The organism is Pseudochelatococcus sp., assembly GCF_050946405.1.
Classification (GTDB): domain Bacteria; phylum Pseudomonadota; class Alphaproteobacteria; order Rhizobiales; family Beijerinckiaceae; genus Pseudochelatococcus.
Window position 1 is genome coordinate 1 of the sequence record NZ_JBMNUS010000005.1, and the last position, 14,173, is coordinate 14,173.

Consider the following 14,173-nt stretch of genomic DNA (forward strand, 5'->3'; position numbering starts at 1 on the left):
TTGTCGTCATATGCGCCAGTGGCTGCGGTCACGTCGACGGATACCGTGTCTGTCGCGACGATCCCGTCGAGGCTGACCCCGATGGCGGCGAAGTCTGTGACGTCTGTGCCTCCGTCATAGACCTTGGCGGTGCTGCCGGTGAGGGATGCGGTTATCGTCTTCGGCCTGATGGTGCCGTCATAGGTGGTGTATGCGCCGCTGTCGGCGAGGATGTAATTGCCGACCGCGGTGTCGGTCAAATTCAGCTCGTATTTCCAGTTGACCTGTTTGTTGCCGGTTCCGGCATCCTTGTCCTCAAAGGTGGCTGTGCCGTATTCCAGCGTTACTTTACTCGCGTCTCCGGCAAGGATGTTTTGCGGCGTGGCATGGGTGGCGATCGTGGCGTCCGTCCCCCCATCGTAGTCCTTGGCCTGGACGGTACCGCCGGCGATGGTGATCGCTCTTTGGCCGATCACGACGTCCGCCGTGTAGATATAGCGGTAGCCGGCGCGCTGATAGGGTGCTTTGGAAGAATCGTCGTCGCCGTTGGCGCCCGCCAGTTCCACCGTGTAGGAGCCGGCGTTCAGGCCCGCGATGTCGATGCTGACGTCGTCTCCGAAGTCTGTATCATATCCGTTGTAGCTCGCGTCGCCGGAGATGTGTTTGTCTTTGCCGTAAGTCACGACGCCGGGAGCGACGCCGTTTTGCCAGCTTGCCGAAGTATCGCCGTAGATCGCGTCGGCCACATCGTCCGCATGGACGCGGATTACCTTGGCGAGCGCGTAAAGCTCCGGCGCGAAGCCGTCGCCGGGCGGGGCCCAGACCTCCTTGAAGTCCCATGCCGTCGCCATTTTCATGAAGGTGGCGGTGTTCCTGAACTCATCCATCGTCAGGCCGGTGCCGGCGGGTGAACTACTGTTCTGATCCTTGTTCCAGTAGCTTTGCGTGACGGTGCCGCCGCTTGATCCTACGAGGGCGCCTAAGTTATTGGCGGAGTTTCCTGTTACCTTGCCTGTGGCGTAGGAATAGAAAATCTTACCCTGGTTATTGCCCACGAGCCCGCCGACCCGGTAACCGATACTGCTGACGTTGCCGGTAGCATAGGTGTTTCTGATTGTGCCGTTGTTCCGGTTAAATCCCACGAGCCCGCCGACCTCATTGCCAGCGCTTGAGGAGACATTGCCAGTGGCATAGGCATTCTCGATTCTGGCGTTAGCGCCGTCGTTCTCGCCAACAAGTCCGCCTATGTTATTGCGCCCCGATACGGTCGCTGTGGAGTAGACATTCTCGATAATGCCCGTATTCTCGCCCGCAAGCCCGCCAGTGTAAAAACTATTCGACGTCGAAGATCCGTTTTGAATGACGCCCGTAACATAGGTATTTTTGATCTCGCCTGCGTTTTGGCCCGCGAGTCCGCCCATGTGGTTGACGCCTTGAGTAGCCGTGACAACGCGGACGTCAACGTTCGTGAGCCCGACGTTCCAGACCTTGCCGGTTGTGCCGATGGCGCCGAACAGGCCCCGTTCAGCGCTGTCGCTCCTGATTGTCAGCTTGTCGATGATGTTGCCCTGCCCGTCGAACGTGCCGGTGAACGGATTGGCGCTGCTTCCGATCGGCGCGAAGCCGTAGCTGGAGCCGGTGAATCTCGCTTCCGTCTTCCACATGGAGGCGTCATTGGCGAGGTCGGCGGCAAGGTCGATGTCGGCGGCGAGGGTGTAGCTCGCCGAAAGGTCCATCGCCATGAGCTGGAGCTGGTGGCTGTTGCGGATGGTGGGGGACCATTCCGAGCGCAGGAACGGGCGGGTCTCCCCGTCCAATATGTACCAGGTGGTGTCGAAGTTGAAGTTGCCGTACGTATTCTTCAGGAAGGCATTGGCGGCCGTGGTGATGCCGGTCAGGTTCGTCGTGGTCACGGTGCCGCTGGTGGTTCCGACCGCGCTCGTCGGCTGCGTCCCGGTCGTCCTGTCCCAATAGCTGTTCGTGAGGCTGCTCTGGCGGAGGTATCCCACGAGGCCGCCGACGCTGCCGCTGCCCGTCACCTCCCCGGTAACATAGGTGTTCGTGATGGTGATGGTGCCACCACCACCGGGGGAGGTGTTGTCAATCTCCGCCACGAGGCCGCCGACGTAGCTGCCGCTGCCCGACACCTTCCCGGTCGCGTAGGCGTTTGTGATGGAAATGGCACCGGTGGAGGTAGTCTGTGATCCCACGAGGCCGCCGACCCTGCTGCCCTCCGACACGTCGCCGGTGGCATAGACGTTCGTGACGGCGATGGTGCCTTGGGAGGCCCGATTAAACCCCACGAGGCCGCCGATGTAGGTTTTGTCGCCGCTTCCTGTCACCTTCCCGGTTGCATATGCGTTCGTGATGGAGATGCCGCCGCTGTCGGAAGTCTCATTACGCCCCACGAAGCCGCCGATGTAGTTGTTGCTGCCGGTGGTGGCGATGCCATTCTCTGTCACCTCCCCGGTTGCATATGCGTTCGTGATGGAGATGCTGCCCGTGGCGGTGGCCCGATTAAACCCTATGAGGCCGCCAACGTAGAGGCTGGTGCCGTTGGCGGAGCCGCTGGCGCTCCCCTCTACCTTCCCGGTTGCATATGCGTTCGTGATGGAGATGCCGCCCGTGGCGGTGTTATTATATCCCACGAGGCTGCCGATGTAGGAGGTGCCGCTGGAGGTGCGGCTCCCCTTCACCGATCCGCCCACCAACCCGATGTCGCGGATAACCGCGCCGCTATCCGTGGCGCCGAACAGGCCGACATAGTTGGATGTTGAGTCGATGGTGAGATTTGAGATGGTGTGACCGAGACCGGCGAAGGTGCCGGCGAAGGGGGAAGAGCCCGTGCCGACCAACGCCGCGCTATAGGTCGGACCCGCCGCGTCGAGGTCCACCGCCAGAGCGTAGCGGCTGGTGGCGTTGTCGGGAATGGCGTCCAGCGCCGACATGGAGCGGATCAGCGTGTAGTCGGCGCCGTTCACGGAGAAGGTGGAACTCGCGCCCGACAGGGTGACGGGGGCGTTGACGCTGTAGTCCTTGCCCGCGCCATGAACCAGCGCCAATCCGGCGCTGGCGCCCGTTGCCGTAATGGGCGCGTTGATCAGGATGTTGCCGGCGGCGTTGAGGGTGAGTTTGTTGTCGGACCAGCCGATGGCCGCCGCCACCGTGATGTTGCCGTCCTGGCTGCCGCCGGAGCCCGTGGAGACGATGACATCCGCGCCCGCCAGCAGGCCCGTCAGCGCATCGACATTCAGCACGCTGTCGGTACCGGCGGCCGTGGTGCCGGAGATGGTGCCGGCGGCGCTCGAGATGGTGAGGTTATACGGATCGAGCAGCAGGGTGCCCGCGCCCGTCTCGCCCAGCAGGTTGGCCGTGCCGGTGAAGCCGAGCACCGCCTTGCCCGACACCTCCGCGTCGCCGCCGCGCCCGAAGGTGCTCTGCGCGTTCACATGGCCGGCGAAATCCGTCCGTTCGTCCGACCACAGCACGATGCGCCCCGCATCCGCATGCCCGTCCGCGCGCACCTCGGCGCCCTCGGCTACCGTCAGCGTCTGCGCCGTCGCGACCTGTTCCGCCACGTAGTTGTTGGCTGCGTCCTTGCCGCCCTGATAATCGCCGCCCACCAGCGCCACGCCGCCGCGTGCGCCGGAAACGTCGATCAGCGCGCCGTTGTCGAGCGCGATCTCCCGCCCGCTGACGATCGCCGAGCCGCCGTCGCCGGCCTCGGCCAGCGCCGCCGGGCGCGCGGGCGGCAGCGGTATGTTTTTCAAGCCGCTCGCGTCCAGCGTTGCCGCCACCGTCACGCGCTTGCCGGAAACGCGGATCGCGCCGCCGCCATCGGCCTTGCGCGCCGTCACCTTCTGCCGCACTTCCACGTTGCCGCCATCGCCCGCCGTCAGGAACACCCGGCCGCCGCGCTTCGCCGTGCCCGTGGCCGAAATCGTGCCGTTGCGGTTGCCCGCCAGCGCATAGACGTTGCCGCCGTTGGCGCGCAATTCCACCTCGGCGGCCTTCATCACGCCGGTGTTCTTCGCCTCCGTATCCGCGCCGCCCACCTTCACCGTGAAGCGGCCGCCGGCGTGTGCGCGGTCCTGCACCAGCACCTCGCGCCCGGCGACGAGCGCCGCCGTGCCCTGCGGCGCCTCGATGGTGCCGCTGTTTTCCACCTTGCGCGCCACCAGCGCCACATCGCCGCCCAGCGAGCCGATGCGGCCCGCGTTCACCACCGTGGCATCGCTGTCGCCCTTCAGCGTATACGACTTGCCGCGCGCCGCCTTGTGGAACTCGTCATCCGCGATATCGAGCGTGGAGCCGACGAAGGAACCGCCGGTCTCGATGCGCCCCGTCGGCCCCACCGCGATGCCGGCCTTGTTGACCAGATAGACGGAGCCGGTGGCCGTGAGCGAGCCGTCGATGCGTGAGGGCACGTTGCCGCGCACCCTGTTGAGCGTCGCCCCGCCGCCGTTGTCGAAATGCACGCCCGCGTCGCGCCCGATGGAAAAATCCTGCCACGAGATGACCGCCGCGCCCGAGCCCTGCCGCACGGTGAGCCCGTTGCCGCCCGCCGTGATCGACGCCTGGCCGCTCAGAACCGCGCCGCCGGAAGGCAGCGCGCCTGCCGCCGGCGGATCGGCCCGGGCGACGCGCGTCCCGGACGCAAGCATCAGGGCGACGCCGGCAACGCCGGCCAGAAGCAGATGGGTGCGGCGAGTCACGATCATGGTGCGCAATTCCGTATCCTGAATGAACAATATGAAATGAACCGAATGCCAAAATATAAAATAATGCCATTCAATCATATTATGCGGGGTCAATGCGATAGATTTATGAAGCTCATTTGATTTGCGATAATATAATATTTACATAAGATTGTTTAATATTTTTGCATTAATTATTAATATATGCTTATATATTAAGCATATATTTCTTGATCGAGCGAAAAATATGCATGCGATATGTGGCTGGATGACCGGAATTCAGCGTCTTTTCCGTCGGCGTTTCGGCGCCGCCATGGGAAGGGGATGCAAAGGCGCGGGGTTTTGCGTATGGTGCGCCGGTCGTTTCAAACGGGCGACGTCCAGACCCTGTCCATGGTCACTGACAGCCTCTAGAGTCTCGTAGGAACTTCGCAAGACGGGAGAAAGCCGGATATGCTCCGCGCCATCGCTTCACGCTTCAGCGCCAGCGCCGCGGCCAGGGTTGCCGCGGGCGCCTCGCTCGCCCTCATCGCGTTCGCCGCCCCCGCGGCCGCGCAGCAGAAGACCGTGCATGTCTATAACTGGTCGGACTATGTCGACCCTGAGACCCTCGATGCCTTCACGAAGGAAACCGGCATCAAGGTCGTCTACGACACCTATGACAACAACGAGATCGTCGAGACCAAGCTGCTCACCGGCAAGTCCGGCTACGATATCGTCGTGCCATCCGGGCCGTTCCTGCAACGGCTCATCAAGGCCGGCGTGTTCCAGAAGATCGAGCCGGAAAAGATCCCCAACGCCAGGAACCTCTGGCCGGAAATCAGCGAGCGCCTCGCCGTCTTCGATCCCGGCAACGAGCATGCCATCAATTACATGTGGGGCACCACGGGAATCGGCGTGAACGTCGCCAAGGTGCGCGAGCGCCTGGGCGCGGATGCCGTGCTCAACACGTGGGATCTGGTGCTGAAGCCGGAAGTCGCCGAAAAGCTCAAGGACTGCGGCATCTACTTCCTCGATTCCCCCGAGGATCTGCTCCCCGGCGTGCTGAACTATCTGGGGCTCGATCCCGATTCCAAGGACTCGAAGGACCTTCAGAAGGCCGCCGACGCCCTCCTGGCGGTGCGGCCCTTCATCCAGAAGTTCCATTCGTCGGAATACATCAACGCTCTCGCCAACGGCGACATCTGCGTCGCTGTCGGCTATTCGGGCGATTTGTTGCAATCCGCAACCCGCGCGGCGGAAGCGGGCAACGGTGTCGAGATCGAATACAGGGTGCCGCGCGAGGGCGCGCTCATGTGGTTCGACAGCTTCGCCATTCCCGCCGACGCGCCGCACCCCGAGGAAGCGCGCGCCTTCATCGACTTCATGAACCGGCCGGAAATCGCGGCGAAGAACGCCGGTTTCGTTTCCTACGCCAGCGGCAATCTCGCCGCCCGCCCGCTGGTCGTCCCCGAAGTGCGCGACAATCCGGGCATCTATCCCGACGACCAGACGATGAAGCGCCTGTTCACCAACACCGCCTACGACGACCGCACCCAGCGCACCGTCACGCGGCTGTGGACGCGCATCAAGACGGGGCGGTAAGCGCATTCCGCGATACAAGTCTTCCGGCGGTTGAAATGCCGCCGGAAGCGGCCGATTGTTACAGCCTATGGAAAATACGAATTTATATTGCAATCGGCTCTTTGGAGCGGGAAAATGAGGTGGCGCTCATCTCGTATAGCGCCTAAAGTGCTTCCGTTTCGAACAGAGGCGCTTCAGCATTGGCATTTGGCTGAAAAAGTCTTGCTTTTCAACGCTCGATCGCCGCATGGGCTTGGGAGCTTTGCGCTTTTTGATTCCGTCAGAATGCGGCAAGCTCCTGCATGGAAGCCCTGTTCGCTTGCATCGGGTGTGAGCAGGGGACCGATGGGATAAGTGAATGCTTGGTCAGAGTTCGTCAGGGCGTTGGTATGTGGCTGCGACTCAGGTGGGGCGGGAAGACTCGGCCGAAAGCAATTTGCGACGACAGGGATTTCCCGTCTGGTTCCCGCGGCAGAAAAAAACCGTGAAGCACGCACGGCGCCGGATCGAGAAGATCATTTCGTTTTTCCCCGGCTATATGTTCGTGTTTCTGGATCTCGAGCGCGACCGCTGGCGCTCCGTGAACAGCACCATCGGCGTTCGCGCCCTCGTGATGCAGGGCGGTTTTCCCAGCCCTTGCCCGACCGGGCTGGTCGAGAACTTCCAGAAGCTGACCGATGCCGACGGCATCATGGATGTGGACGGTTTTCTGGTCGAGGGCAGCAGCGTGCGGATCACGTCCGGCCCCTTCGCCGATGTCGTCTGCACGCTGGTGTGTCTCGATCGCGCCGACCGGGCGCGCGTGCTGCTGAAGCTGCTTCACGGTGACGTCATCGTGACGATGAGCAAATCGCTTCTCGCGCCGGCGGCGGGCTGACGCCGGCTTCGCCGGCGCAATCATGGCCGGCGCAATCATGGCCGGTGCAACCATGGCCGGCGCAATCATGCCGTTCGGCAGGCGTCCGTCTGTTCGCGGCGGCTCGCCCATTCGCTCAAAATCAAAAAATTAAAGGCTCTCCGCGTTTTGTTGAAACGCGGAGAGCCTCCAGAAAAGGATGCTACTCCACCGTAACCGATTTCGCGAGGTTTCTCGGCTGGTCCACGTCCTTGCCCATCAAATGGGCGGTGTGGTAGGCGAGCAACTGGACGGGGAGAGAGTACAGCAGCGGCGCGATCGTCTGGTGCGTATCGGGCACGACGATCGCCGTCTCGCCGGAAAGGCCGCTTTCCGCCGCCGCCCGCGCATCGCCGATCAGGATGATGCGGCCGCCGCGCGCGGCGACTTCCTGCACGTTGGAGACCGTCTTCTCGAAAACCTTGTCGCGCGGCGCCAGCACGATCACGGGCATCGATTCATCGATCAGCGCGATCGGGCCGTGCTTCAGCTCTCCCGCGGCATAGCCCTCCGCATGGATGTAGGACAGTTCCTTGAGCTTCAACGCCCCCTCCAGCGCCAGCGGATAGGACAGGCCGCGCCCGAGATAGAGAACGTCGCGCGCCTTCACGAGGTCGCGCGCCACCCGTTCCGCCTGCGCCTCGTTCGCCAGCACCTGCGTCATCTGGGAGGGCACGCGGCTCAGCGCGTCGACCAGTTCCTGCTCCTGCGCCGCGGAGAGGACGCCGCGCGCGCGGCCGGCGTGGATCGCAAGCGCCAGCAGCACCGTCAACTGGCAGGTGAACGCCTTCGTCGAGGCGACGCCGATTTCGGGACCGGCCAGCGTCGGCGCCACCACGCCGCTCTCACGGGCGATGGTGGAGGTCGTCACGTTCACGACCGCGAGCGCCGGCCAGCCGCTTTCCTTCGCATAGCGCAGGGATGCGAGCGTGTCGGCCGTTTCGCCGGATTGCGAAATGAACAGCGCGAGCCCGCGCCCCGACAGCGGCGGTTCGCGATAGCGGAACTCGGACGCGACGTCGATCTCGACCGGCAGGCGGGCAAGCTGCTCGAACCAGTATTTCGCCACCAGCCCGGCATAATAGGCGGTGCCGCAGGCCGAGATCGCCAGCCGGTCAATGGACGTGAAATCCACGTTCACGCTTTCGGGAAGTTGCACGGTGCCCGAGGCGAGATCGACGTAATGGGCGAGGGTGCGGCCCACCACTTCCGGTTGCTCGTGAATTTCCTTCGCCATGAAATGGCTGTAATTGCCCCTGTCGGCCAGCAGCGTGCCCGGCGGGATGAGGCTGAAAGGGCGTTGCACTTCCCTGTCGCCGGCATCGCGGATGGACACCGTTTTGCGCGACAGCACCACCCGGTCGCCATCCTCCAGATAGATGATGCGGTCGGTGAAGGGCGACAGCGCCAGCGCATCGGAGCCGAGGAAGTTCTCGTCCCGGCCCAGCCCGACGGCAAGCGGCGCACCTTGCCGCGCGCCGATGAGCAGATCGTCCTCGCCCGTGAACAGAAAAGCCAGCGCGAACGCTCCCCTGAGGCGCGGCAGCGTCTCGCTCACCGCCTCGACCGGCGACAGACCGCGCGCCAGCGCCCGGTCCACGAGCAGCGCAACCACTTCCGTGTCCGTCTGCGTGCGGAAGGTGACGCCCTCCGCGGCCAGGGCGTCGCGCAGCTCGCGGAAATTCTCGATGATGCCGTTGTGCACCACCGCCACCCGCTCCGTCGCATGGGGATGGGCGTTATCCTCCGTCGGACGGCCATGCGTCGCCCAGCGCGTGTGGCCGATGCCCACGCGGCCCTGAAGGGGGTGATCGCTCAGCCGCGCCTCGAGATTGCGCAGCTTGCCTTCCGCGCGCACGCGAGTCAGCACGCCGTCCTCAAGGGTGGCGATGCCCGCGGAATCGTATCCCCTGTATTCCAGCCGCTTCAGCGCGTCGACGAGGTTTTCCGCCACCGCAGACTGTCCGAGAATGGCGATAATGCCGCACATGTGCACTTCCCATGGTTGCAGGTGAATAAGAATATGAATCGCTGGACATGTTTAGCCGAAATGGAACGCCCGGCCCAAATCACGTTAGATGACCGTTTATGACCGGTTCTTCGCCCTGGAGGCATGCAAGGCGCGCACCCGCGCCGCCCAGCCTTCCTTGTTCACCTGCTGCGCGCGCCCGAGCGCCAGCGCATCGTCCGGCACCTCCCGCGTCACCACGGAGCCGGAGCCGGTATAGGCGCGGTCGCCGATCGTCACCGGCGCAACCAGCGAGGAGTTGGAGCCGATGAACGCATCTTCGCCGATTCGGGTGAGGTGCTTGGCGAAGCCGTCGTAATTGCAGGTGATGGTGCCCGCGCCGATGTTGGTGCCCGCGCCGATCTCGGCATCGCCCAGATAGGAGAGATGGCCGGCTTTCACACCCGCGCCGAGTTTCGCGTTCTTGATCTCGACGAAATTGCCGACATGCGCGCCCGTGCCCACATCCGCGCCGGGCCGCAGCCGCACGAAGGGGCCGACATCGGCGCCAGCCCGCACGACGGCGCCCGCCAGATGCGAAAAGGCATGCACCACCGCGCCTTCCTCCACCGTGACGCCGGGGCCGAAAACCACATGCGGTTCCACGACCACATCGCGCCCCAGCACCGTGTCGAAGGAGAAGAATACCGTCTCCGGCGCGATCAGCGTGACGCCGGACCGCAGCGCCGCAAGGCGCAGGCGTTTCTGGATCACGGCTTCGGCCGCCGCAAGCTGCGCGCGGTCGTTGATGCCTTGCAGTTCTTCCTCGCCGGCGATCAGCGCCGTGGTGCGCAGGCCGGCCGCGCGGGCATGGGCCACCACGTCTGTGAGGTAATATTCGCCCTTGGCGTTGTCGTTGTCGACCCGCTCAAGCAGGGAAAGCGCGTGCGCGCCGGCAATCGCCATGATGCCGCCGTTGCACAGACGGATGGCGCGTTCGTCCTCGGTTGCGTCCTTGTGCTCGCGGATGGCCGCAAGCTCGCCATCCTCCAGCAGCAGGCGGCCGTATCCCGTCGGATCGTTCGCCTCGAAGCCCAGCACCGCTACCGCGGCCCCTTCCGCCAGCGCGGCCCGCAGGCGGTCGAACGTCTGCGGCTGCACCAGCGGCGTATCGCCGAACGCGATGATCACGTCGTCGGTCTCCGCCTCCAGCGCCGGGCGGGCGGCCAGCACGGCATGGGCCGTGCCCAGGCGCTCGGATTGCACGTGGACGGAGGCGCCGGGAGCGGCGCGGTGTACTTCGGCAGCCACGTCCTGGCGGTCCGGCCCGACAACGACGGCTATCGAATCGACCTCCGCCGCGCCGATGGCGTCGAGGACATGGGAGACGATCGCACGGCTGGCGATCTTATGCAGGATCTTGGGGAGCCGCGACAGCATGCGCGTGCCTTCGCCCGCCGCCAGCACCACGGCCAATGCGCGCCGGTGACCGGAAACGGACGGCGAAGCGCCGCCGGAGGAAGGAGAGTCGTATTGAGCTGACATTGACCAACCCGATGGTTCAGTATCCATTTGACGTGTCGGCGTGAATCGGCCTCGCGAGAAGCCCGCCGGACGGCTTTGATCATACCTGCTTCAGCTTCCGGCGCCGAGAGGCGGGTGCATCGTGAATGGCAGGGCAGCATTGAATCCCGCGTTACACCCCGATGCTGGTAGAGCATTTCCTCATCAGTTGCATCATTTTTCTCCGGATGCCGGCTTCTTGGGGATTTTTACAGATACAGAAATGAATTTTTCATTTTCAGCCATGAGCTGATTAAATAACTCTGGGCGCATTCCGTGGCAGTCTGATGAATGCGTCGGCGCCTTTCTCATTTCCCTCTTCCTCCCGCATGCCGCGGCTCCACGCCTTCCCTGTTGTCCGGCGGTGAAGGGGGGAGTGGAACGCTCCAAGGGGCGCTGTTCATCCAGTGATATCCATACTGTTCGTTTCGACGTCTACCCGTTCGATGATCGATTGACCTGCGATCGCGCTCCCGGCCCGGCCGACGAGGACCGGATGCATGGGGTGATTTCGCATCGATATCGGGTATCAAAAATGTCTCATCACACTGGAAATGAATCTGATTTTGAATTCGAATATCGTTCGTTTGATCATATTGTCACAATATAGGGTATAAGAAAATCAACGACTTGATTCCGTGGTTGAGATGATCGCGGGCTTATTTTATAAGCTTCCGCCTTGTCGTCCGTTCTTTATGTGGAACGGTTGCAGAGAGCCGCACCAGCGCGCTTCAGGGCTGCACCCTGGAGTGCGGTAGCGTTGGCTTGCTTCCCGATGACGCGGCGGGTGGCGGATGCCCCGGCCCAGGCTCTCCCAGAGTGAGTTCCCCATCTGCGCAGGTGGGCGGCGTGCACGGCTGATGCCGTGCTTGTAGCGCGATCCACTGTTCAAGAAACTGCAAGTGTCGAAAGGGCGTCCCATGTACAATCAGATCGGTTACCTAGGCGGTCTGGGTCGACCGCAAGCGCTGTCCCAGCTTCAGTTGCCCGGCGGCTTGCTGTTCGCGATCGGCATTCCGTTTCTGGTCCGCATCATGGTTGCGCCCGAGGTATTTTTCTCGATCAATCATCAGGTGACGGTTTCCGCCGGCATCATTGCGCATCTGGCGGGCTATTTCATTTACAGGCGCCTCGGCACCTTTCCGGGCGTGGCGGCGGCAGGCGTGATCCTGCCGACATTCCTGTTGACTTATGGCATTGTTTTTGTCGCTATTTTTCTGTTCCGTTGGGATTATAGCCGGTTTCAGGCAATGGGCTCGTTCCTGATGTCCGTGACCTGGTATTTCGGTTTGAACCTTTTGCGCGCCAGCAGAAGCAATGCCTACAGGCTTGCCATCATTCCCGGCGGGAACGTCGGGCAGCTTCGGCGCATCAAGGGGGTGAGCTGGCATATGCTGCCGTCGCCCGAAGCGGCGATCGGGCATGTCCACGGTGTCGTCGCGGATCTGCGCACGGAATTTACCGATGCGTGGGAGCGCTTTATCACCAATTGCGCGCTTTCCGGCACGCCGGTCTACCATGTCAAGCAGATCACGGAATCCTTGACCGGCCGCGTGGAGATCGAGCATCTTTCGGAAAATATGCTCGGGTCGCTGACGCCGAATACGACCTATACGCTGTTCAAGTTCATACTGGACTGGATCGTCGCCCTGATCGTCGCCATCGTCCTGCTGCCGTTCTTTTTGCTGGTTGCCGTCGCGATAAGGCTGGACTCACCCGGCCCGGCCCTGTTCCGGCAGAAACGCGTCGGGCATAGGGGAGAGGTGTTCACCGTTTACAAGTTTCGTACCATGCGCCCCGTGGAGCAAACGAAGGACGGCGGGAGCGCGCGCGAGCAGGCGATGACCCGCGACGGCGACAAGCGCATCACGAAGCTGGGGCATTTCCTGCGCAAGTCCCGCATCGACGAGCTGCCGCAGATCATCAACATTCTGCGCGGCGAAATGAGCTGGATCGGCCCCCGTCCCGAGGCGGAAGTGCTGTCGCGGTGGTATGAGAAGGAGTTGCCGTTCTATCTCTACAGGCACATCGTGCGGCCGGGGATCACGGGATGGGCGCAGATCAACCAGGGCCATGTGACGGCTGTCGAGGATGTCCATGAAAAGCTTCACTATGATTTTTACTATATCAAGCATTTTTCTCCCTGGCTGGACATCATGATCACCCTTGGCACGATCAAGACCATGTTGACGGGGTTCGGCGCGCGGTAGGTCATCCATCCGCCGGGCGGACTCATCGCAGCGATCAGAATTGGCTCAAAATCAGGGACTTGAAGGCTCTCCGATCAGATGGAACCATCTGATCGGAGAGCCTTCAGCGATATGGACGCATCGCAAGTGCCGAGGTGCTTCCCGTCAGGAACCGTCCTTGCCGCCATAGCCGTGAGGGTTCCGGCTCTGCCAGCGCCACGCATCGGCGCACATGGTATCGATGTCGCGCAAAGCCTTCCAGCCAAGCAACCGGTTGGCGTGTGACGGGTCGGCGTAACATGCGGCGATATCACCCGGCCGACGGGGGGCGAACCGGAGGGGAATGCGCCTGCCGCTCGCTCGTTCGAACGCCTGCACGATCTCAAGGACACTGAATCCGTTTCCGGTGCCGAGATTGGTCGTCACGAAACCGCCCTGCGCGGTCAGGTGAGTGAGCGCCGCGATGTGCCCTTCCGCCAGATCGACGACATGAATATAGTCGCGCACCCCTGTGCCGTCCGGGGTCGGATAGTCGTTGCCGAAGACGCTCAGTTCCTGCCTTCTGCCGACAGCCACCTGCGCCACGTAGGGCAACAGATTGCCGGGTATGCCGCTCGGATCCTCGCCGATCAGACCGCTTTCATGCGCGCCTATCGGGTTGAAGTATCGCAAAAGAGCAAAACGCCAGTCCGGGTCGGACCCGGCCAGATCCGCCAGAATGTCTTCCACGACCATTTTCGTGCGACCGTAAGGGTTCGTGGGCTGGCGCGGGAAATCCTCATGGATCGGTACCGTGGCCGGATCACCATAGACCGTTGCGGACGACGAGAAGACCAGCGTGCGCACGTTGCCCTGGCGCATGGCTGCGAGCAGGGTGAGAGTGCCGGTCACGTTGACATCGTAATAATGCAGCGGCTGTTCAACCGATTCACCGACCGCCTTCAGGCCGGCAAGATGGATGACCGCATCGAAAGACGTGTCCGTGAAGACCCTCTCAAGCTGATGTGCATCCCGGATGTCGGCATGGATGAAGGCGGGCCGGGAGCCCGTAAGCCGCTCGAGTCTGTCGAGCACCGCTGCGTTCGAGTTGCTGAGATTATCGTATATGACCGGTCGGAAGCCGGCGCGCACCAGAGCCTCACACGTATGGGCCCCGATGAAACCTGCGCCGCCCGTAACCAGGATGTTTGATGCGTCTGACATGTCCCAAGCTTCTCCTGATAAGGACACACCGCAAGATATCAAGCGGTTGTCAATCGTTACTGTTCATTTCTAACTCGTTGATAGAATCGTTCAGTGTATAAAACACCAGTATACGCTTCAGTCAAAGTGTTAACGT

At 62.6% G+C, this 14,173-nt stretch carries 8 protein-coding genes; 4 read left to right on the forward strand and 4 right to left on the reverse strand.

The features are described 5' to 3' along the window. Positions 1–4,700: beta strand repeat-containing protein (locus tag ACOYJQ_RS09195; protein ID WP_433457862.1), on the reverse strand; the 4,700-nt coding region annotated here is incomplete at its 3' end. A 429-nt stretch (positions 4,701–5,129) separates the two neighbouring features. Between ACOYJQ_RS09195 and ACOYJQ_RS09200 the strand changes: the two genes are divergently transcribed. Together ACOYJQ_RS09200 and nusG are read left to right on the forward strand one after the other, a co-directional pair. Continuing rightward, positions 5,130–6,260 (forward strand): polyamine ABC transporter substrate-binding protein, encoded by a 1,131-nt coding sequence (locus tag ACOYJQ_RS09200; protein WP_433457864.1) that lies wholly within the window; start codon positions 5,130–5,132, stop codon positions 6,258–6,260. A 337-nt stretch (positions 6,261–6,597) separates the two neighbouring features. Continuing rightward, complete coding sequence (nusG, locus tag ACOYJQ_RS09205) at positions 6,598–7,116, forward strand: transcription termination/antitermination protein NusG (RefSeq protein ID WP_433457865.1); 519 nt, start codon at positions 6,598–6,600, stop codon at positions 7,114–7,116. Between the two features lie 181 nt (positions 7,117–7,297). Here nusG and glmS read toward each other — a convergent pair whose 3' ends face one another. After that, entirely contained in the window at positions 7,298–9,124 is a 1,827-nt protein-coding gene (gene glmS, locus ACOYJQ_RS09210; protein WP_433457867.1) for a glutamine--fructose-6-phosphate transaminase (isomerizing), read from the reverse strand. Between the two features lie 96 nt (positions 9,125–9,220). Next, positions 9,221–10,627: a bifunctional UDP-N-acetylglucosamine diphosphorylase/glucosamine-1-phosphate N-acetyltransferase GlmU gene (glmU, locus tag ACOYJQ_RS09215; RefSeq protein WP_433457868.1), complete on the reverse strand. Its 1,407-nt coding sequence runs from the start codon at positions 10,625–10,627 to the stop codon at positions 9,221–9,223. A 121-nt stretch (positions 10,628–10,748) separates the two neighbouring features. Between glmU and ACOYJQ_RS09220 the strand changes: the two genes are divergently transcribed. Together ACOYJQ_RS09220 and ACOYJQ_RS09225 are read left to right on the forward strand one after the other, a co-directional pair. Beyond that, positions 10,749–10,898, forward strand: a complete 150-nt coding sequence (locus ACOYJQ_RS09220) for a hypothetical protein (RefSeq protein ID WP_433457869.1) — start codon at positions 10,749–10,751, stop codon at positions 10,896–10,898. Positions 10,899–11,565: 667 nt separating this feature from the next. Further along, a complete protein-coding gene (locus ACOYJQ_RS09225) occupies positions 11,566–12,855 on the forward strand; it encodes a sugar transferase (RefSeq protein WP_433457871.1) in 1,290 nt (429 codons plus the stop codon). Between the two features lie 144 nt (positions 12,856–12,999). On the opposite strand, the gene galE is transcribed toward ACOYJQ_RS09225, so the two are convergent. Next, positions 13,000–14,037 (reverse strand): UDP-glucose 4-epimerase GalE, encoded by a 1,038-nt coding sequence (gene galE, locus ACOYJQ_RS09230; protein ID WP_433457873.1) that lies wholly within the window; start codon positions 14,035–14,037, stop codon positions 13,000–13,002. Positions 14,038–14,173 lie beyond the last annotated feature (136 nt).